This window comes from Pseudomonas sp. B424, assembly GCF_055408345.1.
Genome location: NZ_JBUZTL010000009.1, coordinates 66,670 through 90,920, shown reverse-complemented (window position 1 = coordinate 90,920; position 24,251 = coordinate 66,670). Strand labels below are relative to the sequence as shown.

The 24,251-nt window shown below is 57.8% G+C and carries 21 protein-coding genes; 11 read left to right on the top strand and 10 right to left on the bottom strand.

Going from position 1 to position 24,251, the window contains the following annotated elements:
- Positions 1 to 151: 151 nt before the first annotated feature.
- From ACZRMS_RS13145 to ACZRMS_RS13125, 5 genes are all read left to right on the top strand, one after another.
- Positions 152 to 1,645 carry an RNA polymerase factor sigma-54 gene (locus ACZRMS_RS13145; RefSeq protein WP_463995598.1) on the top strand — a complete coding sequence of 498 codons (1,494 nt, stop codon included), beginning with the start codon at positions 152 to 154 and terminating at the stop codon, positions 1,643 to 1,645.
- A 75-nt stretch (positions 1,646 to 1,720) separates the two neighbouring features.
- Positions 1,721 to 2,029, top strand: a complete 309-nt coding sequence (hpf, locus tag ACZRMS_RS13140; protein WP_016781796.1) for a ribosome hibernation-promoting factor, HPF/YfiA family — start codon at positions 1,721 to 1,723, stop codon at positions 2,027 to 2,029.
- Between the two features lie 12 nt (positions 2,030 to 2,041).
- Positions 2,042 to 2,506: a PTS IIA-like nitrogen regulatory protein PtsN gene (gene ptsN / locus ACZRMS_RS13135; protein WP_463995597.1), complete on the top strand. Its 465-nt coding sequence runs from the start codon at positions 2,042 to 2,044 to the stop codon at positions 2,504 to 2,506.
- 2 nt (positions 2,507 to 2,508) lie between these two features.
- Complete coding sequence (gene rapZ, locus ACZRMS_RS13130) at positions 2,509 to 3,366, top strand: RNase adapter RapZ (RefSeq protein ID WP_048360081.1); 858 nt, start codon at positions 2,509 to 2,511, stop codon at positions 3,364 to 3,366.
- A gap of 15 nt (positions 3,367 to 3,381) precedes the next feature.
- Entirely contained in the window at positions 3,382 to 3,654 is a 273-nt protein-coding gene (locus tag ACZRMS_RS13125) for an HPr family phosphocarrier protein (protein ID WP_463995596.1), read from the top strand.
- 138 nt (positions 3,655 to 3,792) lie between these two features.
- Here ACZRMS_RS13125 and ACZRMS_RS13120 read toward each other — a convergent pair whose 3' ends face one another.
- Genes ACZRMS_RS13120 through ACZRMS_RS13100 form a run of 5 tightly spaced genes read right to left on the bottom strand, consistent with a single transcriptional unit; the run spans position 3,793 to position 7,568 of the window.
- Positions 3,793 to 4,686 (bottom strand): ZIP family metal transporter, encoded by an 894-nt coding sequence (locus ACZRMS_RS13120; protein ID WP_463995595.1) that lies wholly within the window; start codon positions 4,684 to 4,686, stop codon positions 3,793 to 3,795.
- Positions 4,687 to 4,713: 27 nt separating this feature from the next.
- Positions 4,714 to 5,325 carry a superoxide dismutase gene (locus ACZRMS_RS13115; RefSeq protein WP_463995594.1) on the bottom strand — a complete coding sequence of 204 codons (612 nt, stop codon included), beginning with the start codon at positions 5,323 to 5,325 and terminating at the stop codon, positions 4,714 to 4,716.
- Between the two features lies 1 nt (position 5,326).
- Positions 5,327 to 5,776: a hypothetical protein gene (locus ACZRMS_RS13110; RefSeq protein ID WP_463995593.1), complete on the bottom strand. Its 450-nt coding sequence runs from the start codon at positions 5,774 to 5,776 to the stop codon at positions 5,327 to 5,329.
- 27 nt (positions 5,777 to 5,803) lie between these two features.
- The gene (locus ACZRMS_RS13105) at positions 5,804 to 7,180 is read right to left on the bottom strand and encodes a class II fumarate hydratase (protein ID WP_463995592.1); all 1,377 of its coding nucleotides are present in this window, start codon (positions 7,178 to 7,180) and stop codon (positions 5,804 to 5,806) included.
- Positions 7,173 to 7,568 carry a FagA protein gene (locus tag ACZRMS_RS13100; RefSeq protein WP_463995591.1) on the bottom strand — a complete coding sequence of 132 codons (396 nt, stop codon included), beginning with the start codon at positions 7,566 to 7,568 and terminating at the stop codon, positions 7,173 to 7,175. Before ACZRMS_RS13100 ends, ACZRMS_RS13105 begins: the two co-directional genes overlap by 8 nt.
- Before the next feature lie 318 nt (positions 7,569 to 7,886).
- On the opposite strand from ACZRMS_RS13100, the gene ACZRMS_RS13095 reads away from it, so the two are divergent.
- The 5 genes from ACZRMS_RS13095 (at position 7,887) to ACZRMS_RS13075 (ending at position 14,021) form a co-directional block, all read left to right on the top strand.
- Complete coding sequence (locus ACZRMS_RS13095) at positions 7,887 to 8,450, top strand: fimbrial protein (protein WP_463995590.1); 564 nt, start codon at positions 7,887 to 7,889, stop codon at positions 8,448 to 8,450.
- A gap of 62 nt (positions 8,451 to 8,512) precedes the next feature.
- Positions 8,513 to 9,247 carry a fimbrial biogenesis chaperone gene (locus ACZRMS_RS13090; RefSeq protein ID WP_463995589.1) on the top strand — a complete coding sequence of 245 codons (735 nt, stop codon included), beginning with the start codon at positions 8,513 to 8,515 and terminating at the stop codon, positions 9,245 to 9,247.
- Between the two features lie 148 nt (positions 9,248 to 9,395).
- Positions 9,396 to 11,885, top strand: coding sequence for a fimbria/pilus outer membrane usher protein (locus ACZRMS_RS13085; protein ID WP_463995588.1), 2,490 nt, complete (start codon positions 9,396 to 9,398; stop codon positions 11,883 to 11,885).
- A gap of 50 nt (positions 11,886 to 11,935) precedes the next feature.
- Positions 11,936 to 12,964, top strand: a complete 1,029-nt coding sequence (locus tag ACZRMS_RS13080; RefSeq protein WP_463995587.1) for a fimbrial protein — start codon at positions 11,936 to 11,938, stop codon at positions 12,962 to 12,964.
- 43 nt (positions 12,965 to 13,007) lie between these two features.
- Complete coding sequence (locus ACZRMS_RS13075) at positions 13,008 to 14,021, top strand: fimbrial protein (RefSeq protein WP_463995586.1); 1,014 nt, start codon at positions 13,008 to 13,010, stop codon at positions 14,019 to 14,021.
- 278 nt (positions 14,022 to 14,299) lie between these two features.
- Here ACZRMS_RS13075 and pmbA read toward each other — a convergent pair whose 3' ends face one another.
- Positions 14,300 to 15,646 (bottom strand): metalloprotease PmbA, encoded by a 1,347-nt coding sequence (gene pmbA, locus ACZRMS_RS13070; RefSeq protein WP_463995585.1) that lies wholly within the window; start codon positions 15,644 to 15,646, stop codon positions 14,300 to 14,302.
- A gap of 107 nt (positions 15,647 to 15,753) precedes the next feature.
- Between pmbA and yjgA the strand changes: the two genes are divergently transcribed.
- Entirely contained in the window at positions 15,754 to 16,275 is a 522-nt protein-coding gene (gene yjgA / locus ACZRMS_RS13065; protein WP_048360091.1) for a ribosome biogenesis factor YjgA, read from the top strand.
- Positions 16,276 to 16,322: 47 nt separating this feature from the next.
- On the opposite strand, the gene tldD is transcribed toward yjgA, so the two are convergent.
- The 4 genes from tldD to rng form a co-directional block, all read right to left on the bottom strand.
- Positions 16,323 to 17,765: a metalloprotease TldD gene (gene tldD, locus ACZRMS_RS13060; protein WP_463995584.1), complete on the bottom strand. Its 1,443-nt coding sequence runs from the start codon at positions 17,763 to 17,765 to the stop codon at positions 16,323 to 16,325.
- A gap of 180 nt (positions 17,766 to 17,945) precedes the next feature.
- Positions 17,946 to 18,785, bottom strand: coding sequence for a carbon-nitrogen hydrolase family protein (locus tag ACZRMS_RS13055; protein ID WP_463995583.1), 840 nt, complete (start codon positions 18,783 to 18,785; stop codon positions 17,946 to 17,948).
- 91 nt (positions 18,786 to 18,876) lie between these two features.
- Complete coding sequence (locus ACZRMS_RS13050; protein ID WP_463995582.1) at positions 18,877 to 22,689, bottom strand: YhdP family protein; 3,813 nt, start codon at positions 22,687 to 22,689, stop codon at positions 18,877 to 18,879.
- A 75-nt stretch (positions 22,690 to 22,764) separates the two neighbouring features.
- Complete coding sequence (rng, locus tag ACZRMS_RS13045; protein WP_463995581.1) at positions 22,765 to 24,222, bottom strand: ribonuclease G; 1,458 nt, start codon at positions 24,220 to 24,222, stop codon at positions 22,765 to 22,767.
- Positions 24,223 to 24,251 lie beyond the last annotated feature (29 nt).

Below are 24,251 nucleotides of genomic sequence, written 5' to 3'. Positions count from 1 at the left end.
TGAATTGATTTCGCAGCAAACAAACTAATTCAGAACACCCCTAGGCAAACGCACCGGTTTCAGGCATATAATTTGCTTATGTTTGGCGCGCACGCGCCCCTGTAGTGGATGGCGCCATGCGCGCCGGCGAATAAGGTGTTAAGCCCCTGCCATGAAACCATCGCTAGTCCTGAGAATGGGCCAGCAGCTGACAATGACACCTCAGCTGCAACAGGCCATCCGCCTGCTCCAATTGTCGACCCTCGACCTGCAACAGGAAATCCAGGAAGCCCTGGAGTCCAATCCGATGCTCGAACGCCAGGAAGAAGGCGACGACTTCGACAATGCAGACCCACTGGCCGACAACATCGAGCAAAAACCCAACGCCGACATTCAGGAACCCACTTACCAGGAATCAGCGCCGACTGTAGATAACCTGGACGAAGGCGACTGGAACGACCGCATCCCCAATGAGCTGCCTGTCGACACGGCCTGGGAAGACATCTACCAGACCAGCGCCAGCAGCCTGCCAAGCAACGACGATGACGAGTGGGACTTCACCACCCGCACCTCTGCCGGTGAAAGCCTGCAAAGCCACTTGTTGTGGCAACTGAACCTGGCGCCGATGTCCGACACCGACCGCCTGATCGGTGTGACCCTTATCGACTGCATCAACAACCAGGGCTACCTGGACGAAACCCTCGAAGAAATTCTCGAGGCGTTCGACCCGGAACTGGACATTGAGCTCGATGAAATCGAAGCCGTTTTGCACCGCATCCAGCAATTCGAACCGGCCGGTATTGGCGCACGCAACCTGGGCGAGTGCCTGCTCCTGCAACTGCGCCAGCTCCCGGCCAAGACGCCTTGGCTGAACGAAGCCAAACGCCTGGTCACGGACTACATCGACCTGCTGGGTGCGCGCGACTACAGCCAGCTGATGCGCCGCATGAAACTCAAGGAAGATGAGCTGCGCCAGGTCATTGAGCTGGTGCAAAGCCTCAATCCGCGCCCCGGCTCGCAAATCGAGTCCAGCGAAGCTGAATACGTCGTGCCTGACGTGATCGTACGCAAGGACAACGAGCGCTGGCTGGTAGAGCTTAACCAGGAGTCCGTACCACGCTTGCGGGTCAACCCGCAGTACGCAGGCTTCGTGCGCCGCGCCGACACAAGTGCCGATAACACCTTCATGCGCAACCAGCTGCAAGAAGCGCGCTGGTTCATCAAAAGCCTGCAAAGCCGCAACGAAACCCTGATGAAAGTGGCGACTCAGATCGTCGAGCATCAGCGCGGTTTTCTGGAGTATGGCGACGAAGCCATGAAGCCACTGGTGCTGCATGACATTGCAGAAGCGGTCGGCATGCATGAGTCCACCATTTCCCGGGTTACCACACAAAAGTTCATGCATACCCCGCGCGGCATTTATGAGCTCAAGTACTTTTTCTCCAGCCACGTCAGCACCTCCGAAGGCGGTGAATGCTCCTCCACCGCCATCCGTGCCATCATCAAAAAACTGGTTGCCGCTGAAAATCAGAAAAAGCCGTTGAGTGACAGCAAGATCGCTGGTTTACTGGAGGCACAAGGTATTCAGGTAGCCCGTCGCACCGTCGCCAAGTACCGCGAATCCCTAGGGATAGCGCCTTCGAGCGAACGCAAGCGTTTGATGTAAGCCACGGACCCCGGCGTTTCAGTGGCAGGCTGCTCGGCCTGCCGCTTTATGCAATGGCATCAAAGGAGAAACTGTATGCAAGTCAACATCAGTGGACACCAACTGGAAGTCACCGAACCGCTACGCGCTTACATCGGCGAAAAACTCGACCGACTGGAGCGTCATTTCGACAAGATTACCAACGTACAGGTAACGATGGCGGTCGAAAAACTGAAACAGAAAATCGAAGCCACCTTGCACATCCATGGAGGAGAAGTCGTTGCCAACGCCGAGCATGACGACATGTATGCCGCCATTGATCTGCTCACTGACAAGCTTGATCGCCAACTGAAAAAGCATAAGGAAAAGACCCAAAGCCTGCTCCAGGGCGCAACCGGTCGTTAATACTCCCTACCCATGATCCGACTTGAAAGTATCCTGACCCCCGGCCGCTCCCTTGTGAACGCGCCGGGCGGCAGTAAAAAGCGCGCACTCGAACACATTGCCAACCTGATCAGCCGCGAAGTGCCTGGTCTGGAAATGCAGGATGTTTTCGAGAGCCTTATTGCCCGTGAAAAACTGGGATCTACCGGTTTTGGTAACGGCATCGCCATACCCCATTGCCGCCTCAAGGGTTGCGAGTCGCCTGTCAGCGCCTTGCTGCACCTCGATGCCCCCATAGATTTCGACGCCATCGATGGCGCGCCGGTCGACCTGCTTTTCGTTTTGCTGGTGCCCGAAGCGGCAACCGATGCACACCTGGAACTGCTCCGGCAGATCGCCAGCATGCTCGATCGCAAGGACGTGCGCGAAAAACTGCGCAGTGCATCCAGCAACGAAGCGTTGTATCAGGTTGTTCTGGACGTACAGAACGGTCATTAATCATGCGCTTAGTCATTGTCAGCGGACGCTCCGGCTCCGGTAAAAGCACTGCCCTCGCCGTCCTTGAAGACAACGGTTTCTATTGCATCGACAACCTGCCAGCCGGCTTGCTGCCTGAGCTGGCGGAACGTGCACTGATCCACACGGAACTGGCACAGCCGCTGGTGGCCGTGTCGATTGACGCGAGAAACCTGCCGAGTCACTTGTCTCGTTTCCCGCAATTGCTTGAAGAAGTGCGCAACCGTCATATCCAGTGCGATGTCCTGTACCTGGATGCCGACGAAGAAACCTTGCTCAAGCGCTTCTCGGAAACCCGTCGGCGTCACCCGCTCAGCAGCGCCAGCCGTTCGCTGGCCGAGGCCATTCGTGACGAAACCCAGTTGCTCGGCCCGATCGCCGACCTGGCCGACCTGACCATCAACACCACCAATCTGAACCTGTATCAGCTGCGCGACACCATCAAGCTGCGCCTGCTAAACAAGCCGGAGCCCGGCACTGCCTTTCTGGTTGAGTCATTCGGTTTCAAGCGCGGGATGCCGGTGGATGCCGACCTTGTGTTTGACGTTCGTTGCCTGCCCAACCCCTATTGGAAACCCGAGCTTCGGGAACAGTCAGGGCTGGACCAGCCGGTGGCTGAGTATTTGGCCGCCCAGCCGGATGTTGAAGAGATGTTCCAGGACATCTCCAGCTACCTGCTTAAGTGGCTACCCCGCTTTGCCGCAAGCAATCGTGCCTATGTGACCATTGGCATTGGGTGCACGGGCGGGCATCACCGCTCCGTGTACCTGACCGAACGCCTGGGCAAGTGCCTGCAAGAAACTCTGAAGAACGTTCAGGTTCGCCACCGCGACCTTACTTGAAGGATCTACCCTGCGATGCCTGCACTGGAAATTGAAATCATCAACAAACTGGGCTTGCACGCCCGGGCATCGGCAAAGTTCGTCGGTATCGCGGGTCAGTATCCATGTCAGATAAGAGCAGGACGCACACCTGAATCAATGGTCGACGGCAAAAGCATCATGGCCATGATGATGCTTGCGGCAGGTAAAGGCACCATCATCCACCTGAAGACTGAAGGTGAGAAAGAACAGGAAGCACTGGATGCGCTGGCCAAGCTGATCAACAACTTCTTCGACGAAGGCGAGTAAGTCAGTGGCAGATTCAGTTTGTAGCCGCTGCTGCAGGCCGCGATAAGGTCCTCAGGACCATTATCAATAGCGCGCGACCGCTTCGCGATCGACCGCAGCCTTCGGCAGCGGCTACAGGTACGTCAGATTTACGGCAACCTACCCCAACGCCGTATCCATCACCATCATCAGGCAAAAACCGACGCACAACCCCAGACTCGCCAGTTTGTCGTGACCATTGCGGCGCGACTCGGGGATCACCTCCTGCGTCACCACCAGCAGCATCGCCCCTGCCGCCAAGGCCAACCCCAACGGCAACAATACTTCGGCAAGGTTCACCAGCCAGGCACACAGCACCGCAAATACCGGCTCGACCAGACCGGAAGCCGCTCCAATCAAGAAGGCCCTGACCCGCGACATCCCTGCCCCCGCCAGAACCAGCGCAATCACCAGCCCCTCCGGAACATCCTGCAACGCAATCCCCATCGCCAGACTATCCGCATCCGGCATACCGCCACCCGCCGACACGCCGACCGCCATGCCTTCGGGAATGTTGTGCGCCACAATCGCAATCACAAACAGCCAGATACGCGGCGCGATGACTGGCTCACCAGGACGACTGACGAATATTTCCGGCCCTCCCCCCGAAACCTTGCGATCCACCAGGTACAGACAGAATGCGCCCAACATGATGCCCGCGCTGACCAGGCCACTGGAGGCCCAGGGCGACAACCCCAAGCCTTGAGCCGCGGCAATACCCGGCACAATCAGCGAAAAGGCGGTGGCCGCCAGCATCACTCCGGCTCCAAAGCCCAGCAAGGTGTCGCTGACCGCCACCGGCATATTGCGGATGACCAGCACCGGCACCGCGCCCAAGGCCGTACCCAGCGCACAGAGTGCCCCACCCTGCAGTGCCCGCAACATTCTTGGCTCAAGATCCAGCCAGACCAACCCCTTGGACACAAGCAACGTCGTGCCCGCCAACAGCAATAGCGTGCCCAGGGCATAGCGAAACATCCTCACGCCGCCGACCGCCAATAGTTGGGTGCCCATAATCCGCCTGAATCCTTATCTGTGGGCTTAGGCCGTTGCCGCCTGGTAGCGACGTGCAACTTCTGGCCAATTGATAACGTTGTAAAACGCATTGATGTATTCCGGACGGCGATTCTGATAACGCAGGTAATAGGCGTGCTCCCACACGTCCAACCCCAGAATCGGTGTGTTGCCATTCATCAGCGGGCTGTCCTGGTTGCCACTGCTTTCGACCACCAGCGTTTTTTGCGGGGTCACGCTCAACCATGCCCAGCCACTGCCAAATCGGGTCAGGGCGGCCTTCGTGAAGTTCTCCTTGAAGGTCTCCAGCCCACCCAGCTGCTCATCAATGGCCTTGGCCAGCGCACCTTCCGGCTTGCCCCCGCCTGCCGGGCTCATGACTTCCCAAAACAGCGAGTGATTGGCATGCCCGCCGCCCTGATTGATTACCGCAGCACGCAGCTTTTCAGGCAATTGATGAACACTGGCCACCAGTTTTTCCACCGGCCATTGCGCCCATTCCGTGCCATCGACCGCCGCATTCAGGTTGTTGATGTAGGTCTGATGATGCTTTGTGTAATGGATCTCCATGGTCTGCGCATCAATATGCGGCTCAAGCGCGTCGTAGGCATAAGGCAGGGCTGGCAAGGTAAAAGTCATATCAATGTGCTCCTAAGTGATGGCCGCTAACTGTCGAGAACTCATGGCTGGTCTGAGCCACATTGCTTTTGAGCAAAAGATTGGAGCGCGGGTATTCGCCGTACTCACTGATGAAATTCAAAAGTTCAACATAGGTTTTGCTGCTCTGACGCAACGCTGCTTCACGCAGCGCCGATGACAGACGAGCGTTCTGCATGGTTTGCAATAACCGCTGATGGATCGCACAGAGGTATTCGACGCTTTCCTCCGGCTGATTGAGGCGCAAATGCAGATCCGCCAGGTTATGGTGCGAAATGACGCAAGCCGCTACTGCTTCGTCGGCATCACTCCAGCGCTCGAACAGCACTTGAGCCAGCGCAAGCGCCTGCAAGTAATGCTCTCGCGCATCGACCAGCTCGCCCTCGGCGAAACAGCGATTGGCTCTTTCGATCGTGCGTTTCCAGTGTTCCATGTGAGCCTCCAAAGCAATGTGGATGCGTTAAACGCCGCCGGCTGTCAGCTTCTCGGGGTCGAGCAAGACCTCGAGCTGGCTGCGCGGCAGATCGGTGTATTCGAGAGCAACGTCGATCACCGGGCGACCTTGTTGATAAGCGGTCTTGGCGATTTCGGCGGCTTTTTGATAACCGATAATCGTGTTCAGCGCCGTCACCAGAATCGGGTTACGCGACAACGCCTCCTTGAGCTTGGCTTCGTTGACCTTGAAACTGGCGATGGCCTTGTCCGCCAGCAGGCGGCTGGAATTGGCCAGCAGTTCAATGCTGCTCAGCAGGTTCTGGGCAATCACCGGCAGCATCACGTTCAGTTCAAAGTTGCCGGACTGCCCCGCCACGGTGATCACCGTGTCATTGCCGATGACCTGCGCCGCCACCATCGCCGTGGCTTCCGGGATCACCGGATTGACCTTGCCCGGCATGATCGAGGAGCCCGGCTGCAAGGCCTCAAGTTCGATCTCACCCAGACCGGCCAAAGGGCCGGAGTTCATCCAGCGCAGATCGTTGGCGATTTTCATCAACGACACGGCAGTGGCCTTGAGTTGCCCCGACACAGACACCGCGGTGTCCTGCGAACCAATCAACGCGAACAGATCCTTGCCCGGCGTGAACTTCACCTGCGTCAGCTCGCTGAGCTGCTGGCTGAACAATCCTGCGAACTGTGGATGTGCGTTAACCCCGGTGCCCACCGCCGTGCCACCCTGAGCCAGCGATTGCAGCGCAGGCTGAAGGTTGTGCAGGTGTTCGATATTGGATTTGAGCTGCTGCGCCCAGCCATTTAGCACCTGACTCATGCGTACGGGCATGGCGTCCATCAAGTGCGTGCGGCCGGTTTTGACATGCACGTGAACTTCAACCGCCTTGCGCTCGATGACCTCCACCAGATGGGTCAGTGCGGGGAGCAGTTGCTCATGCAGCCCCAGGGCGGCGCTGACATGGATGGTGGTCGGGATGATGTCGTTGCTGCTTTGCCCGCAATTGACGTGATCGTTGGGGTTGACCTGCTCGCCCAGCAGGCGCGTGGCCAGCGTCGCAATCACTTCATTGGCATTCATGTTCGAACTGGTGCCCGAGCCGGTCTGGAAAATATCCACCGGGAAGTGCTCCATGAAATCACCGGCCAGCAGGATCTGGGCAGCCTCGACAATGGCTTCGCCCTGGGCGGCACTGATCTGTTTGAGCTCGACGTTAGCCTGGGCAGCGGCCGCCTTGGCCAGGATCAGGGCACGGATAAACTGTGCCGGCATGCGTTGATGACTGATGGGGAAGTTGTCGACCGCACGCTGGGTTTGGGCGCCATACAGCGCCGCTTCAGGTACGCGTAACTCGCCCATGCTGTCGCGTTCAATACGAGTGTTACTCATCGGGAAATCCTTGCACCAGTTCTGTTAAAGAAATTGAAGGTTCGAGCTCGCAGGTTGCCAGCAGCCAGGCAAAGCTTTGCCAGCGCTTGAGTCGGCAGGTACACAGAGCTTGGGTTTCGAGGTCACGCAGCGGGCGCCACGCGTTGTCCAGACACTGGGTGCGCCAATGCCATGGCAACGCGGTGTCGGTGGCAGTGTCGAGTAACAGCCGGAAGGTGGTGACAGCAATCATCCACGGGGAAGTGGCCGTACAGCCGGCAAGATAGCGGCCTTCAGCCAGGTAATGCTCGATCAGGCGCGGTTCGTCCGGCGCCAACCCGCAGCGGATTTGGCGGCTCATCCAACGCCAGCTTTCTAGATACGGCCCTTCACGCAAGGCAGAACTCATGATCCAAGCCCACTCGATAATGAGATTCATTATTAAGCGATATTGATTATCAAAACAAGCCTGCTTAAGACGTAGATCCCTGCCCGACGAGGCCAGCCAGGCTGCGGGCTCTGAGCCCGGCCTTTTTCACGACTAGAAAAGTATTACTTTTCATATGGTCTTATCCTACTTAACCACTACCGCCTTCCCAGAAACATATCGATTGGCCCTACGCACCACGGGCAGACTTCTCGCATCCATATACCTGGCATAAACCTATCATTCTCCGCGTACTTACTCAGCCCCCACCGCAACTTCCCGACACTTTAAGGGTTACAAATGAAAAAGCTAATTATTATTATCTCCAGCGTTATTACCGCTACTTCTTTTGTGCCGTTATCTCAGGCTAAAACAGGAGATATTAACTTTACCGGCAGACTAACCGCCGCAACTTGCTCCGCAACGGCCCCTGGCAGTACGGCTAACAATATTAACGTGCAAATGGGTATCGTATCCATTGCCGATCTGGAAGACGGTTCTACGGGTCAAGCTTCGGCAACAACCCAACTGCAACTGGATATTAACTGCACTGGCGCTACCAGCCTTTCAAATGCCCACATGTCGTTTGACCCTGTTAGCGGCTCTGGCCAGGATACTGATGACCCGCGCCTATTGAAGATCAACACGGGCGGTGCCACCGGTGTCGGCGTTGCGCTGATGGATAAAACCGACAAGATTTTGAACTTGGGTGCCGGTGAACGATTGACGACAACACTCACTGTTGACGGCACTGGTGCAGCCACGGCAAAACTAGATCTGCGCGCCGCTTATATAAAAAACGGCCAACCACTGGCTGCCGGCATTGCCAATGCGAGCATGCCTTTTACTTTCATTTACGACTAATCAACCGTTAAGGGAAGGCTGCGTACTCCCTTAACTTCCCTATTCGCCTCGAGACTGCCTATATGTCACTTCCAAACTTAAACAAGGTAGCTATTCTGCTTACCCTGTTTGTGTGCAGCCAGGCACAGGCTGCAATTACACTCAGTTCAACCCGAGTGGTATTTGAAGGGAACAAAAAAGAAGCCAGTGTCACCGTGCGCAACCTGAGCAGCGACGAAATACTGATTCAATCCTGGCTGGACAGCAACGATCCTGGGGCCCCCTCAGTATCAATCCCGTTTGCCGTTACCCCGCCATTGGCCCATATGGCCGCTCAAAGCCGGCAGGTTTTGCGAATTCTGTTTAAAGGGACTGGCGTGCCTACCGATAAAGAATCGGTGTTTTGGCTGAGTGTTCAGGAAATCCCAAAAGCCGCTGACGGCGACAACATTCTTCAACTTGCCGTGCGTCAACGCATCAAGTTTTTCTACCGCCCAACCGGATTGCCCGGTACCGCGGAAGAAGCACCCGAAGCTGTAACCTGGGCTATCGAAGGCAGCAATCTGGTTATTAAAAACCCCACTGCTTATCACGTGACACTGACGGACGTTCAAATCAAGGGCAACGCTTATACCAGCGCCCCTATCAGTAACTTCATGCTGGTACCTGGCGAAACCAAAAGTCTTAACGTACCGGGAATTTCCAGCACAAGTTCCATGACACTAGCGGCCGGCAGCATTAATGATTTTGGAGCTAAAAACTTTTACAGCACACCGCTAAGTTCCACGCCGATACACCTCAAGCCTCTCGAGCCATAACGCCCCTACCCTGGCAACCGCACCAACTTTTATATGCGCAACACCCGTGCCGAGGCGCTACATGACTGTTTCAATCGCATTAGAAAAACACAATCTTCTTTGCCAATTATCGCGACCGGCAAGTGTCAACGCGCCTATTCAAGTCAGTGTGTTTTTGCGCTCGTTGGCGTTGGGGACTGTTGTTTCTTCTTCCACAGTCACCTACGCCAGTACTTCTGCACCCATTAACACGTCAAAGTTCAGCGCTCATTTTTTGCAGAACGGCGGGCAAGGTATCGACCTGGATGAGTTCCTGAAAGGCAGCACTGTTGCAACGGGCACTTATCGGGTCGACATTTATTTAAACCGCTCGTTGGTCGGCCGTCAGGATATAAGTTTTACCCAGCAGGAAAGAAGCGGCAAAGTTGAAGCCTGTTTGACAGTACCTATTTTTGAATCACTTGGACTGGACCTGAAGCCGCTTCGAGACGCCAGCAAGCTGGATGAAACCCAGCCTGAGCGCTGCTACGACCTGGCCGGCCTGATTGAGCAAAGCAGCGTCGAATATGACGCCAGCCGCCAGCACCTCAATATCGGTGTACCGCAAGCCTCCATGCTGCGCAGCGCACGGGGCTATGTAGATCCGGCCCTGTGGGATGAAGGCGTCACAGCCGCATTTACCAACTACAACATCACCGGTCGTCGCAATACCACCCAGGCGGGCAACAACGACAGCTACTCAGTGGGCCTCAATAACGGCATCAACCTGGGAGCTTGGCGGCTGCGCAATGACTCAAACATCAGCAGCACTGAGGCCAATGGCGTCACGCTGACCAGCAACCGAACCTTTGCCCAGCGCGATATCACCTCACTGAAGAGCCAATTGACCCTGGGCCAGAGCTTCACCAGTTCGCAAGTCTTCGACAGCGTTCGTATCAAGGGCCTGACTCTGGCATCCGATGACTCCATGCTGCCAGACAGCCTGCGCGGTTATGCCCCCACCATCCGGGGTGATGCCGAATCCAATGCGACCGTCGAGGTGCGCCAGAACAACTACTTGCTGTACAGCACCACCGTGGCCCCCGGCCCCTTTGTGATTGACGACATCTACCCCAACGGCTCCAACGGCGACCTTGAAATCACCGTGATCGAGGCCGACGGCCGTCGCCGGGTGACGACCCAGGCATTCGCGTCCTTGCCGCAAATGGTGCGCCGCGGGACGTTTCGCTACAACCTGGCCATGGGTCGATACGACAGCAACGGCTACTACGGGGTCGCTCCCATGGTGGGCATCGCCGGGCTGGCTTATGGCGCGGCCGATAACACCACCCTGTTCGGCGGCGTGCAATGGGCGCCGGATTTCAGCGCAATCAATCTGGGCGCCTCGCAGAACACGGTCATCGGTGCGTTCTCGGCGGATGTCACCCAGTCCACCAGCACCAACGCTGTCGGGCAACGCCATAAGGGCCAGAGTACACGCATGCTCTACGCCAAAACCCTTGCCAGTACCGATACCACCTTCAGTCTGGCCAGCTATCGCTACTCGACCGAGGGCTATCGCACCTTGAACGAGCACGTCAGCGATATGGACTTCAATGATCGGCACAACCGTAGTGGCCGTGCAAAAAACCGTTTTGACATCACCCTCAACCAAAGCCTGGGCGGGCGTAAATACGGTGCGCTTTACCTGAGAATGGGCGAGCAGCGCTATTGGAATCTGCCAGGTAAAACCCAGCAATTTACCCTGGGATATGGCAGCAATTGGGGTTCATTGACCTTCAACCTCAATGCCACACACACACTGAGCCCTGACGCCTCCCGGAAAAAGTCGGAAGGCACAAGGGTTTCGCTGTCGCTGTCGTTCCCGTTGGGCAACAGCAGCCGCCCTACCCGGGTCAGCAGCACGTTAACGGCTGACAATAAAGGGGCCCACAGCCTGAAAACAGGGGCCAATGGCTCGGTGCTGGGGCGCGACGATCTGTTCTATTCAGTGAATGCTGGCTATGAAAGCCTGGGCGGCAAAACCTTCAGCGGCAATCTCAATGGCACCACCACCGTGGCCCAAGTGGGCGCCGGGTATGCTCAGGGGGACACGTTCAAGTCCCTCAACGGCACAGCCGCCGGCTCCATCGTGGTTCATGCTGGCGGGATCAACTTTGGCCAAACCGTGGGCGAAAGTTTTACCCTGGTAGAGGTCCCGGGCGTGGCCGGGATCCCGGTGGGCAACAACGCCGGGGTCACCACGGGCGCCAATGGCTATGCCGTGGCGCCGAACTCGCAACCCTACCGCACCAACTGGATCAACCTGGACTCCAGCCAGTTGGGCTCAGACATCGAAATCGACAACACCACCCAGCAAGTCATTCCGCGCCGTGGCTCGGTGACGGTGGCACGCTTCAACATCAAGCAGGGCCGCCGGGTGCAGTTCGAGCTGGTCAAGGCCGATGGCACGCCAATGCCCTTTGGCACCCGCGTAGAAAACGCCCAGGGCACGCTATTGGCCATCGCCGACCCAAGTGGTCAGGCACTGGTGCTGGTGGAGTCGGACAAAGGCACATTGAAGATCAAGTCGGGGGCGCTGGCGTGTGAGACGGAGTATGCATTGCCGGAACGTAGCAGTACCCAAGGTTATGACCAGATGAAGTTGGTGTGTCAATAAACAATGAAACGTAAACAATCACATTTTCAAGAAGGCGTTTCGGAGAAATAATGAACAACATTACTTATCGCTCAGCCTATAAGCCATGGCGATTTATAAAAATTGCAAAATACACCCTACTCATATCAATACTCCTAAGCAGTAGTACTGTATGCAAGGTTGCACTGGCCGATTGCACTTACACCGGAGACACCGACATTATTTTTGATGATTACCGGACCAGCAACCCAATAATAATTGACTCATCCCTACCCATTGGCGCAACCTTGGGAAGTTTAATTGTTGCCGAAACATCTGCCAATGGCATAGACATAGTCTGCACTACATACCCTGTAACGACAAAGACAACATCTGTTTACCCAGAAATCAGCCCTGGCTTATTCCAAACCGGAATAGATGGAATAGGGATGAAATTAATTTCCCATACCGAACCTTCAGGCTTTCTACCACTTAACCTTATTGCTACTGGATATATGAGAATACTTAGCGGGCCTGTATACACGTTTATTTTTATAAAAACGGGTTACATACCCGCTGGCGGCCAACTAAACCCTGGCCTATTTTCCGAAAACCGGAACATAACTGACGGTAACTCTCTAGTCGCTAGTTTTTATATCCCACAACCCATAATATTAAACTTGTTAAGACCCACCTGCGCAGTCAACACTCCCAACTTCACAGTGGATTTGGGAGAAGTTAATATTGCCGACTTCGACGTCTCTGGACGAACTTTTCCGAAAAACTTCAGTATCGACCTCACCTGCACGGGCGGCACCAACTCGGCAGATGTGCTTGTCACCCTGACCGATGCGGATAACCCTGCAAACGCCACCAGCCAACTGGACCTCTCACCCGACTCTACGGCTCAAGGTATTGCCCTTGAGGTGAACAACCGCTTTGGCCTGGTCAGATTTGGCCCCGATCTGGAAGGTGTGGGCAACCCCGGGCAGTGGAACGATGGGGCGACTGGAGAAGGCAGCTATTCAATCCCGCTGTCAGTGAACTATGTAAGGCTCCCCGGCCCCATTAAAGGCGGCACGGCAAATTCCGGTGTAACCTACACGCTTAACTATGACTAGTCACTTTCACCCAACAGCCCATCACTAAAGCCAGGCAAAGACAATGAACTACGCCATATTAAATACAGCAAAAAAAATCATCATGTATTTATTCGTTATGGGCGGGAGTTTATTTAGTTACGCCGCAGTGGCTAGTTGCACGACTGTTTCAGGGCTGCCGGATTTTAATTTACCAGCCAACCAGTTCCCACCACTTGATCCCCGCACCCCCATTAATGGAACTCTGGCGGCACTTGACACCTACGCCAACAATACTGCGGGACTTCGCGAAGTAAATTGCACTTCAGAATCAAATGCCGAAGCGTACGTGTCGTCAGATTTCACTTATCTTGGTGGCGGGCTTTTTGACACTCATCTGTCTGGTATCGCAATGCGTATAAGAATAGGAGACCCGTTTAACAACACATATATACCGGGAACCCTCATTCCACCAAGCGGTGTAGGAACAAGTAAATGGAAGGTTTTTGCCGTCCCCGTCAGAATAGAACTTATTAGAACCGGTGATACTTTAGAGGCTGGCAACATAGCTCCCACCACATTAGCCAGAGCAATAACAATCGCACATGACAGCTTCAATGTATTCAATGTACAGATGCTCGGCCCCCTAACCGTCACTCTGTTACAGCCTACCTGCTCGGTAACCACCCCCAACATGAATGTTAACCTTGGGGAAGTCAGTATTGCGGACTTCAACGCACAAGGCAGATCAACGCCTAAAAACTTTACTATTGACCTCAACTGCACGGGAGTGGCTGGCACCACAGATGTGCACGTCACACTGACCGACGGCAATAACCCGGGTAACATTACATCTCAACTAAATCTGTCACCGGACTCTGGGGCTCAAGGCATTGCACTCGAAGTCCACAATAAATTTGGCGCTGTCAGCTTCGGCCCGGACTTGTCAGGCACCGGAAACCCCGGCCAATGGCTTGACGGTGCGGCGGGCGTGGGCAGTTATTCAATCCCGCTGTCGGTGAATTACGTAAGGCTCCCCGGCCCTATTAAAGGCGGCACGGCAAATTCAGGCGTCACTTACACGCTTAATTATGACTAGCCTGCGGGTGCTGCAAGGCCTGTAGCCGCTGCGAGGACAGAAGGCTGCGCTCGTTGGGAGGGCCGGCTTACCGACGCAGAACAACTTCAACGGTGGGAGCGAGCCTGCTCGCGAATGTCCTTCGCGAGCAGGCTCGCTCCCACCCTGTAGTCCGAAACCGAAGTGAGTCAGCTGAGTCCAATGCTCAGGATTTACGACGGCTTCGCCGCCGCACGCAACCTCGCTGCGCGAGTCATCTGCTACGAGATCGCGGGCATACCCACACAGAGCTCCGTTTTTTAGCTACCCGCCACCATCATGCGCTCGATCAGCACCGAGCCGGTGCGGATGTTGCTGCGCAGTTCCAGGTCGTTACCCACGGCCACGATCTGTTTGAACATGTCGCGCATGTTGCCGGCAATGGTCACTTCCTGCACCGGGAACTGGATCTCGCCATTCTCGACCCAGAAACCGGCCGCGCCACGGGAATAGTCGCCCGTCACCATGTTCAAACCGCTGCCCATCAGCTCAGTGACAAACAGGCCGCGGCCCATGCGGCGAATCAGCGCCGCCTGGTCTTCATCGCCGTGGGTCACGAACAGGTTGTGCACGCCACCGGCGTTGGCGGTGCTTGGCATGCCCAGCTTGCGCCCGGAATAGGTGCTGAGGATGTAGGACACCAATTCGCCGTCCTTGATGAAAGGTTTGGCAAAGGTCGCCAGGCCATCGTTGTCAAAAGACGAACTGCCCATGGCGCGCATCAGATGCGGACGCTCATCCAGGGTCAGCCATTCGGGGAAAATCTGCTGCCCCATGGCATCCAGCAGGAACGAAGACTTGCGGTACAGGTTGCCGCCCGAGATCGCGCCCAGGAAGCTGCCAAACAAACCACCGGCCAGCTCGGCCGAAAACAGCACCGGCACTTCACAGGTCGGCACGGGACGCGCGCCCAGGCGGCGGGCAGCGCGTTCTGCGGCGCGTTGGCCGATGGTGACAGCGTCCATCAACAGCTCGCCCTGGCAATTGACGTCATACCAGTAGTCGCGCTGCATCTGGCCGTCACCTTCGGCGATCATCACGCAGCTCAGGCTGTGGCGGGTAGACGCCGAACCACCGATAAAACCGTGGCTGTTGCCATATACGCGGCAGCCTTGATGAGTACTGAGGGTGGTGCCATCGGCATTTTTGATCCGGCTGTCTGCCTCGAACGCCGCGGCTTCACAAACCAGCGCCTTTTCGATGGCCTGCTCGGGGGTAATGTCCCAGGTATGGAACACATCAAAGTCTTGCAACTCACGGGCCATCAGGCTGGCATCGGCCAGACCCGAGCTTTCGTCTTCGGAGGTGTGTTTGGCAATGGCCAGGGCAGCCGCGACTGTTTCGCGGATGGCATCAGGGCCGGTGGCCGAGGTGCTGGCCGAGCCTTTGCGCTGACCTACATAGAGGGTGATGCCAAAACCTTGATCGCGGTTGAACTCAACGGTTTCGACCTCTCGCTGGCGCACCGAGGTCGACAACCCCTGTTCCAGCGATACCGCTACTTCGCAGGCGCTGGCGCCCTGGCGCTTGGCTTCGGCGATGATTTGCTCGACCTGCTCCTGCAGTGCCGGCAAGGCCTGCGGGCCGACGCTTTGAACTGCACTCATGGTTTTCTCCACTCAAATTCTGTTTTCGGCAGGGCCGCCGAGCGACCGGGCCGGACAAGCGGCCCCCGACTGGTTATCATGGCGGCGTTTCTTTGCGGACTGCCACCATGGTTGATTCTTACGACGACGCCTTCGACGGCGAAAAAAGCAAATCGCAGGTCAAACGCGAGCTTCATGCTCTGGTTGATCTGGGCGAGCGTCTTACGACACTCAAGCCTGACTTGCTGAACAAAATGCCCCTGACTGACGCAATGCGAAAGGCTCTGGCAGATGCTCCAAAACACACGGCCAATATTGCGCGCAAGCGCCATATGATGTTCATCGGCAAACTGATGCGCGATCAACCGCTTGACGAAATTCTTGCTTTGATCGATCAAGTCGATGCCTCTTCTCGCCAGTACAACGAACGCTTCCACAACCTCGAACGCTGGCGTGACCGCCTGATCGAGGGTGATGACGCTGTACTGGAAAAGTTTGTCGCCGAGTTCCCTGACGCCGATCGCCAGCAAATGCGTTCGGTCATACGTCAGGCCAAACACGAGCTGGCTCAGAACAAGGCACCGGCCTCAAGCCGCAAATTGTTCAAGTACATCCGTGGGTTGGACGAGACTCAACGCGGCCTGCGTTAAGCCTCGTAGCCAGGAAGGTTGCCTTGCAGCCTTCCCGGCAACTTCCATCAACCGCCCGTACCGCCTACTGTAATCGCGTCAATCTTCAAGGTTGGCTGGCCGACACCCACCGGCACCGACTGCCCATCCTTGCCACACGTCCCCACGCCGCTGTCCAGCGACAGGTCGTTACCGACCATCGACACCTTGCTCATCGCTTCCGGCCCGTTGCCAATCAGGGTCGCGCCTTTGACTGGACGAGTGATTTTGCCGTCTTCGATCAAGTAGGCCTCACTGGTGGAGAACACAAACTTGCCGCTGGTGATATCGACCTGACCACCGCCCAGGTTGGCGCAGTAGATGCCCTTCTTCACCGAAGCGATGATTTCCGCCGGATCGCTTTCGCCAGCCAGCATGTAGGTGTTGGTCATGCGCGGCATTGGCAGGTGCGCGTACGACTCGCGACGGCCGTTGCCGGTGCGGGCCACACCCATCAGTCGGGCGTTGAGCTTGTCTTGCATGTAGCCCTTGAGCACGCCGTTTTCGATCAGCGTGGTGCACTCGGTCGGGGTGCCCTCGTCATCCACGCTGAGCGAGCCACGACGGCCGGCCAGTGTGCCGTCATCGACGATGGTGCACAGCTTGGAGGCAACCATTTCACCCATGCGCCCGCTGTAGGCCGAACTGCCCTTGCGGTTGAAGTCGCCTTCCAGGCCGTGGCCCACGGCTTCGTGCAGCAGCACGCCGGACCAGCCGGAACCCAGAACCACAGGGAAGGTGCCCGCCGGTGCCGGCACGGCTTCGAGGTTGACCAGCGCCTGACGCAGCGCCTCGCGGGCATACCCCATGGCGCGGTCTTCGGCGAGGAAATAACGGTAGTCGGTACGCCCGCCACCGCCATGCCCGCCGCGCTCGCGACGGCCATTCTGCTCAACGATGACACTGACATTGAAGCGCACCAAAGGCCGCACATCGGCCGCCAGGCCACCGTCAGTGGATGCCACCAGAATCCGTTCCCAGACCCCGGCCATGCTCACAGTGACCTGCTGAATACGCGGGTCGAGCGCACGGGTCGCGGCATCGACGCGCTTGAGCAGCTCGACTTTTTCTGCGCGGCTGATGACTTCCAGCGGGTTGTCCGAGCCGTACAGCTGAGCCACGTCCTGGGTGGTGAACGCCTGCACCGTGCCGTTTTGCCCGGCACGGGAGATGGAGCGCGCAGCCCGTGCTGCAAGGCCCAGCGCTTCCAGGGTGATTGCATTGCTGTAAGCAAAGCCGGTCTTCTCGCCAGACTGGGCGCGTACGCCTACGCCTTGATCGAGATTGAAACTGCCTTCCTTGACGATGCCGTCTTCCAGCGCCCATGACTCGGAAATCTGGCCCTGAAAGTACAGGTCCGCGGCATCGATGCCCGGCCCGGCGAGGTCGCCCAGTACCGATTGCAGGCTTTCGATGGTGACACCGCCCGGTGCCAACAGGTGTTCGCTGACTGAGGTCAACAACTCGCTCATATTCACTCCGTCTTGGCCCCTGCTTCAGCATCTTTGAGTGCTGAACCCACGGGCCTGAAAATTACTGTGGGAGCCTGCCTGCTGGCGAAGCAGACAACTCTGTCTGCCTGGCTCACCGCAGTGAGGCTATCGCTGGCAAGCCAGCTCCCACAAAAAATGCATCTGACCAAAACTGTGGTTCTAGACGTGCTTTTGCGCGCCCCTGGAAAAAAACCGTCGGTGGCTCACCACCGGCATGCGCGCCCTGATATCTGCTTGCTCAGCAGCATCACGCCGGGCCAGCAATACGCCCTCGCCTTGCGCCTGCTCGGCCAGCACCCGCCCCCAGGGGTCGATGATGGCTGCATGCCCATATGTTTCACGTGGGCCCGGATGAACACCGCCCTGGGCCGCTGCCAGCACGTAACACTGGGTTTCGATGGCCCGGGCACGAATCAGGATGTCCCAGTGCGCCGCCCCCGTCACTGCGGTGAAAGCCGAGGGCGCGCTAATCAATTCAGCACCTGCGGCTCGCAACTCGCTGTACAACTCCGGGAAGCGCAAGTCGTAGCACACGGTCAGGCCCAGCTTGCCCACCGGGGTGTCGGCCACCACCACGCGCTCGCCATAAGCATAGTCATCGGACTCACGATAGCGGCCACGATTGTCTGACACATCCACGTCGAACAAGTGCAGTTTGTCGTAACGCGCCGCTTGTTCGCCGTCGGCGCTGATCAGCAGTGAGCAGGCATTGACCTTGGCTTCAGGCTGCCCCTCGGGGGGTAGCGGCAAAGTCCCCGCCACTATCCATAAGTTGAGGGCGCGGGCGGTCTGTTTCAACCATGGCAGGATCGGGCCTTCGCCCATTGCCTCGGCGCGACCGATAGCAGCAATATCGCGCCGGCCCATGGCAGCGAAATTCTCGGGCAATACCGCCAGTTGCGCACCGCCGTCAGCAGCCTCTTGCAGCAGATGCCGGGCCCGGGCCAGGTTGGCCAGCACATCGCTCTGGCTGACCATTTGAATCACTGCTAACGACATGGCGTATTCCTGATAAACGTGAACCTGCTGTGGGGACGGCAACGCTGGCAAGCCAGCTCTCACAGTGCTTTAGCTGCGGGCCATGCTACTCCTAGTGTTTCTCAAAAGGCTTGTCGAAGGTGATCTTCGGGTCGTTCCATGGGCCTTGAATGCTGTATTGCACGCTGGCAAAACGGGACACCTGGTCACCGATCAGCTTATTGAGCAAAAACATCGCCCCGCCTGCCGCCGGCCCGCCCACCAACAGCGCGGCAAGGGGCAGGTTGTTGGTCACCGGCAAGGTCACCAGCAGCTTGGCGCTGACCTGGTCGGTGATCATATTCAAGGTGCCATTGAGTTCCAGGTTAGTGGACGGCCCGGTCATTCGAATCGGCTTACTGGTGGTGTATACGCCACTGCTGGAATTGAGCACGCCCTTGACCCGGTCGTAACTCAGACCTTTGCCGAACAGGTCGGAGAAGTCCAGGCGCAGACGACGGCCAATGGCGTTGAAGTTCAGCAGACCAAAAATGCGCAGCACCTGGGCGCTGCCATCGACCTCCACAAACTGACCTTTATTGAGCGAGGCGTCCAGAGTGCCGGAGAAACGCTTGAGGCCGATCCAGGCTGGAGAACCCGGCCAGTTACCATCAATGTCCACGTGAAAGTTTTCGCTGGTCACGCTCGGGGCAAAGCCCCAGTTCTTCAGTACATCGGCCAGATTGCCGCCACCGAGGCGGCCCTGATACCAGCTTTTGCTATTGCCCGCGACGCCTTCCCAGCCACCCGAGCCTTCGAGCAGCATGCCCTTGAGCCCCAGATTCAAACTGCTCAGGGTGATGCCCCGGCTGGTGGGGCGCACTTTGAGTGACCAGGCGCCCAGCAGGTCCGGCCCTTGGTAGAGTTGGCGAATGGTGACGTCCAGTGCCGGGATTTTACGCGGATCAACCGCGGCCAGCGGGTCCGGCGCATTGTCGTCAGCCACTGCCTTGGGGTCGGGGGCGGGCAGTCGAATGCTCTGCATCGTGACTGCAATCGGCGCGCCTTGGGCATCCGGCAAAGTCACCGCACCGATGGCCTGCTTGCTGTCGAGTTGCAGCGCCCAGGCGGCCGCGTGGCGTTTCATAATCAAACGCACCTTATCCAGCTGGGTGCCGAAGGCAATCAACTTGCCGACTTTAAAGTCCGCACTGTTGAGCATTTGCTTGGCATTGCCGCCCGGGTCATTGCCGGCATAACGCTCCACCAGCGCCTGCCACGGGGCAACGTCCAGTTCCGACAACACACCGCGGATACGCAAGCCTTTGCTGGCGGGCAACACCGGGGTGCCATCGCCCAGGAACAGTTCGCCGCGCCCGTCTTCAAACTTGCCGTCGGGGGCGGCGAAGGTCAGGTTGGCCAGGTCGCCGTAGTCAAACCAGTAACGCCGCTCAGCCCCTTGCAGGGTCATGCGGAACACGCTATTGCGGGTTTCATTGGCTGCCAGACCAAAAGGCGCAGGCAAGTCCACCACTGCGCCTTTGAGGCTAGAGCTGACGCGTAGCTGGCTGTCAGCGCCGTCCAGGGTGAGCTGTAGTTGATAAGGTAAATCACCCGTCACCGGAATCGGCTGGTTGAACTTGAGCCAGTCCGTGAGCTTTTTAACCCCGACCTGACCGCTGGCCACGACGCGGGTGCTCAGCCGGCCAGCCTTGCCGTCGGCAAAAATCTGCGCCGTGACCGGACGATCAAAGGCCCGTGCGCTGATGCCCTTGCCGGTCAGCCCCTTGGTGCTGTCAAAGCGGAAATCGCCCTTGAGCTGGGTCAGTTCCAGCTCAGGCTCGCTGAGTTTCAAACGCGCCTTGTCGGTCTTGAAGTCCACCAGGATTTTCGGCTCTTCACCCTTCTCCAGCGGAATATTCAGATCGACGCGACCCTTGAGCGAACCCTCACCCTGCCAGCCGGCAAAGGTTTCGGCGGTACCAATCGGCGCTTCCTGAAGGATTTTCAGGCCATCACCCAGCCCGCCATCAAAGTCACCGTCCAGATACAGGTGGCTGACCTTGCCGCTGGGCACATGGGGGATGCTGACGGCGACGTTGCGCACCTGGGTGTCGAGCAGTTGGCCCTTACTGGCCATGATCCGCACACCGCTGTCTTCAATAAACACATCGCCCGAGACGTTGCGCACATGGGGCCAGCCGGGCTGGAACGCCAGTTCGGCACCATGCACCTTGAAGAACAGGCTGATATTGCGCGCCGCCGCAACGGCGTCGTGGCTCAACGAGCCCTGATACTGGAAAAAGCCCTCGTCTACCGCGCCCTTGATGATCGCCGTACTCAACCATTCGGTCAGTGCCGGGCTCAATACTTCTGGCAAGTATTTGGGAGTGAAGCGGCCGTCGCCATCAGTCAGGCCGACCCGCAGGTCCATGTAGTCTTCCCGGGAATGGTCGAGATGAATACGGATCAGGAAGTCAGCCGCAATCTTGCCCTCTTCGCCCAGCACTTTGATGTACGGCGCAATCAGGGTGAAGGTGTCTTTATTCAGGGTCCAGCTCAGCAAGGCATTGGCTTGCAGGTAGTGCCAGGGCTTGGCGAAGATCGGGTCCAGGTGCAGCATGAAATCCTTGCTGTCCAGCCGCAGCTCACCCTTGCCCAGGTCGCCGCTGATCAGGCCGCTGACATTGCGCACAGCCGGCGCACCGTGGGTGGCGTTGAAACCGACCTGCTCCAGATTGGCCGCGAAGCTGAGTTTTTGATCATCCGTGGCCTGGGGCCGGTAATCGGCCAGGACATTGCGCAGCGTACCCGTGACCTTGAGCTGGTCGACGACCTTGGCCACACCCTCAGGCCAGGGCGCCAGCGAATCGAGCAACGGTGAGATCGGGGTCAGGTTCAAACGGTCGGCCTGCAAGTGCCAGCGTTCCTGCTCCTTGTCAGTGGCCGCGAACTGCTGCAGTTGCATGCGGGTTTCCCAGCGAGTCTTGCCCAGGTTCATGGCCAGTGAGTCGAGCACCACGGTGAAACCCTGTTTGCCCCGCTCAGCCCAGGCATGCAGTGCCAGGTTCTCGACGGTCTCGGGTTTGCGGGAGGCGTAGGCGCCGCTCAGCTTCGGCGCATTCAGGCGCGCCACCGCGCTCTTCACCGAGCCTTTGCTCCAGTTGAACCAGAGCTCGCCACCCGCTTTAAGCTCGGAGGCTGTCCAGGGTTGAATCAAGGAGGGAGGCAACCATTTGGCCCAATCGCTTTGCGGCAGGCTCACGTAAGCCCGCGCCGAGCCGTCACGCCAGTGACTGGCCTGGACCCGGGTTTTCAGGCTCAGCGCTACCGGCTGGCCATCGGGCAAGGTCAGTCGCGCATCCAGACGCTGGTCGGAGGGGCCGACGTCGAGCGTCAACCCCACATAGGTAAAGGTCAGCGGCGCTTGCTTGTACGGTTCGAGGGTCACCTGGCTGTCGAGCACAGACAACCGCGCCACGCGTTGCAGTTGATTGAGCAACTGCTCAGGGTCCAGTGGCTGGTCGTCCTGAACCGGCAGCCCTTCGAGGGTCCACTGGCCGTGCTCGTTCTGGCGCAAGCTCAGTTGCAGGCCATTGAGCTGTATGCGGGCGATGTGAATATCGCGATTCAACAGGCTGGCCCACACATCGGGCACCACCTGCACTTCATCCAGGCGCAGGGCGCTGTTGCCCTCGCCGATCATCACGTCGTGGGCCAGCAACACCGGCGCCATGCCACTCCAGCGCCCTTCAAGGCTGCCAATGGTCAGTGGCATGCCCAAGGCCTCGCGAGCCTTGGTCTGGACCTCTACCCGGTATTCAGCAACCAGGGGCGTGAGTTCGCGGCCCAGGCTGACGTACAACGCCGTCAGCACCAAAACAAGGGCACAGAGCCCCAGTCCCCAGCGGGTCAGCGCGGCAAAAAAGCGTGTCAGACGCTCCATGTCAGGTGGCCCCTTCAGTAATGATCGCAGGGGCTGAATACAGCCCCTTTCTAACGCTATACAGCGCCTGCAACTTCAGAGCAGCACCACGTCGTATTGTTCCTGGGAATACATGGTTTCGACCTGAAAACGAATCGTGCGCCCGATAAACCCTTCCAGCTCCGCGACGTTGCCCGACTCTTCGTCCAGCAAGCGATCGACCACTTTCTGGTTGGCCAGCACCCGATAACCGGTGGCCTGATAAGCCCGGGCCTCGCGCAGGATTTCACGGAAGATTTCATAGCAGATGGTTTCGGGGGTTTTCAACTTGCCCCGGCCCTGGCAGCACAGGCACGGCTCGCACAGCACCTGTTCCAGGCTCTCGCGGGTACGTTTGCGGGTCATCTGCACCAGGCCCAACTCGGTAATCCCGATGATGTTGGTTTTGGCGTGATCGCGTTCAAGCTGTTTTTCGAGCGTGCGAATGACCTGGCGCTGGTGCTCTTCATCTTCCATGTCGATGAAGTCGATGATGATGATCCCGCCCAGGTTGCGCAGGCGCAGTTGACGGGCAATGGCGGTGGCCGCTTCGAGGTTGGTCTTGAAGATGGTTTCTTCAAGATTGCGATGGCCCACAAATGCGCCGGTATTGACGTCGATGGTGGTCATGGCTTCTGCCGGGTCCACCACCAGATAGCCGCCGGATTTGAGTGGCACTTTACGGTCCAGTGCTTTCTGGATCTCGTCTTCTACGCCGTACAAGTCAAAAATCGGACGCTCGCCTGGGTAATGCTCAAGACGATCGGCAATTTCGGGCATCAGTTCGGCCACAAACTGCGTGGTTCTCTGAAAGGTTTCGCGCGAATCAATGCGGATTTTCTCGATCTTGGGGCTGACCAGATCGCGCAGTGTGCGCAGTGCCAGGCCCAGGTCTTCATAGATCACGGTCGGCGCGCCAACGGTTTTGATCTGAGCCCCGATCTGGTCCCACAAACGGCGCAGGTATCGGATGTCCATCAGGATTTCATCCGCCCCGGCACCTTCGGCCGCCGTGCGCAGGATAAAACCGCCGGCTTCCTGGATGCCTTCCAGGGCCACACAGTCGCTGACCACCTTTTTAAGGCGCTCACGCTCGGCTTCGTCTTCGATCTTCAGCGAAATGCCAACATGGGCCGTGCGCGGCATGTACACCAGATAGCGCGAAGGAATCGACAGTTGAGTCGTCAGACGCGCGCCCTTGGACGCAATCGGGTCCTTGGTGACTTGCACCACCAGGCTCTGGCCTTCATGTACCAGCGTGCTGATGCTTTCAACGGCCTGGCCTTCGCGCAGGGAAATCTCGGAGGCATGAATAAAAGCCGCGCGATCCAGACCGATATCGACAAAGGCGGCCTGCATGCCGGGCAAAACCCTGACAATCTTGCCTTTGTAGATGTTGCCCACAATGCCCCGGCGCTGGGTACGTTCGACATGCACCTCTTGCAGAACACCGTTCTCTACCACCGCCACGCGCGATTCCATCGGCGTGATGTTGATCAGGATCTCTTCACTCATGGCTGGGTCTCGTTCAGGCGTCATCACAT

What these genes read in the sequence shown, in the direction of transcription:
- ACZRMS_RS13105 (WP_463995592.1), bottom strand. Translation starts at nt 7,180, where the DNA reads ATGAGTAACACTCGTATTGAACGCGACAGCATGGGCGAGTTACGCGTA.
- ACZRMS_RS13055 (WP_463995583.1), bottom strand. Translation starts at nt 18,785, where the DNA reads ATGTCGTTAGCAGTGATTCAAATGGTCAGCCAGAGCGATGTGCTGGCC.
- ACZRMS_RS13080 (WP_463995587.1), top strand. Translation starts at nt 11,936, where the DNA reads ATGAACAACATTACTTATCGCTCAGCCTATAAGCCATGGCGATTTATA.
- ptsN (WP_463995597.1), top strand. Translation starts at nt 2,042, where the DNA reads ATGATCCGACTTGAAAGTATCCTGACCCCCGGCCGCTCCCTTGTGAAC.
- ACZRMS_RS13145 (WP_463995598.1), top strand. Translation starts at nt 152, where the DNA reads ATGAAACCATCGCTAGTCCTGAGAATGGGCCAGCAGCTGACAATGACA.
- ACZRMS_RS13125 (WP_463995596.1), top strand. Translation starts at nt 3,382, where the DNA reads ATGCCTGCACTGGAAATTGAAATCATCAACAAACTGGGCTTGCACGCC.
- rng (WP_463995581.1), bottom strand. Translation starts at nt 24,222, where the DNA reads ATGAGTGAAGAGATCCTGATCAACATCACGCCGATGGAATCGCGCGTG.
- ACZRMS_RS13120 (WP_463995595.1), bottom strand. Translation starts at nt 4,686, where the DNA reads ATGGGCACCCAACTATTGGCGGTCGGCGGCGTGAGGATGTTTCGCTAT.
- ACZRMS_RS13050 (WP_463995582.1), bottom strand. Translation starts at nt 22,689, where the DNA reads ATGGAGCGTCTGACACGCTTTTTTGCCGCGCTGACCCGCTGGGGACTG.
- ACZRMS_RS13115 (WP_463995594.1), bottom strand. Translation starts at nt 5,325, where the DNA reads ATGACTTTTACCTTGCCAGCCCTGCCTTATGCCTACGACGCGCTTGAG.
- ACZRMS_RS13100 (WP_463995591.1), bottom strand. Translation starts at nt 7,568, where the DNA reads ATGAGTTCTGCCTTGCGTGAAGGGCCGTATCTAGAAAGCTGGCGTTGG.
- yjgA (WP_048360091.1), top strand. Translation starts at nt 15,754, where the DNA reads ATGGTTGATTCTTACGACGACGCCTTCGACGGCGAAAAAAGCAAATCG.
- ACZRMS_RS13090 (WP_463995589.1), top strand. Translation starts at nt 8,513, where the DNA reads ATGTCACTTCCAAACTTAAACAAGGTAGCTATTCTGCTTACCCTGTTT.
- rapZ (WP_048360081.1), top strand. Translation starts at nt 2,509, where the DNA reads ATGCGCTTAGTCATTGTCAGCGGACGCTCCGGCTCCGGTAAAAGCACT.
- ACZRMS_RS13110 (WP_463995593.1), bottom strand. Translation starts at nt 5,776, where the DNA reads ATGGAACACTGGAAACGCACGATCGAAAGAGCCAATCGCTGTTTCGCC.
- tldD (WP_463995584.1), bottom strand. Translation starts at nt 17,765, where the DNA reads ATGAGCGAGTTGTTGACCTCAGTCAGCGAACACCTGTTGGCACCGGGC.
- ACZRMS_RS13075 (WP_463995586.1), top strand. Translation starts at nt 13,008, where the DNA reads ATGAACTACGCCATATTAAATACAGCAAAAAAAATCATCATGTATTTA.
- pmbA (WP_463995585.1), bottom strand. Translation starts at nt 15,646, where the DNA reads ATGAGTGCAGTTCAAAGCGTCGGCCCGCAGGCCTTGCCGGCACTGCAG.
- ACZRMS_RS13095 (WP_463995590.1), top strand. Translation starts at nt 7,887, where the DNA reads ATGAAAAAGCTAATTATTATTATCTCCAGCGTTATTACCGCTACTTCT.
- hpf (WP_016781796.1), top strand. Translation starts at nt 1,721, where the DNA reads ATGCAAGTCAACATCAGTGGACACCAACTGGAAGTCACCGAACCGCTA.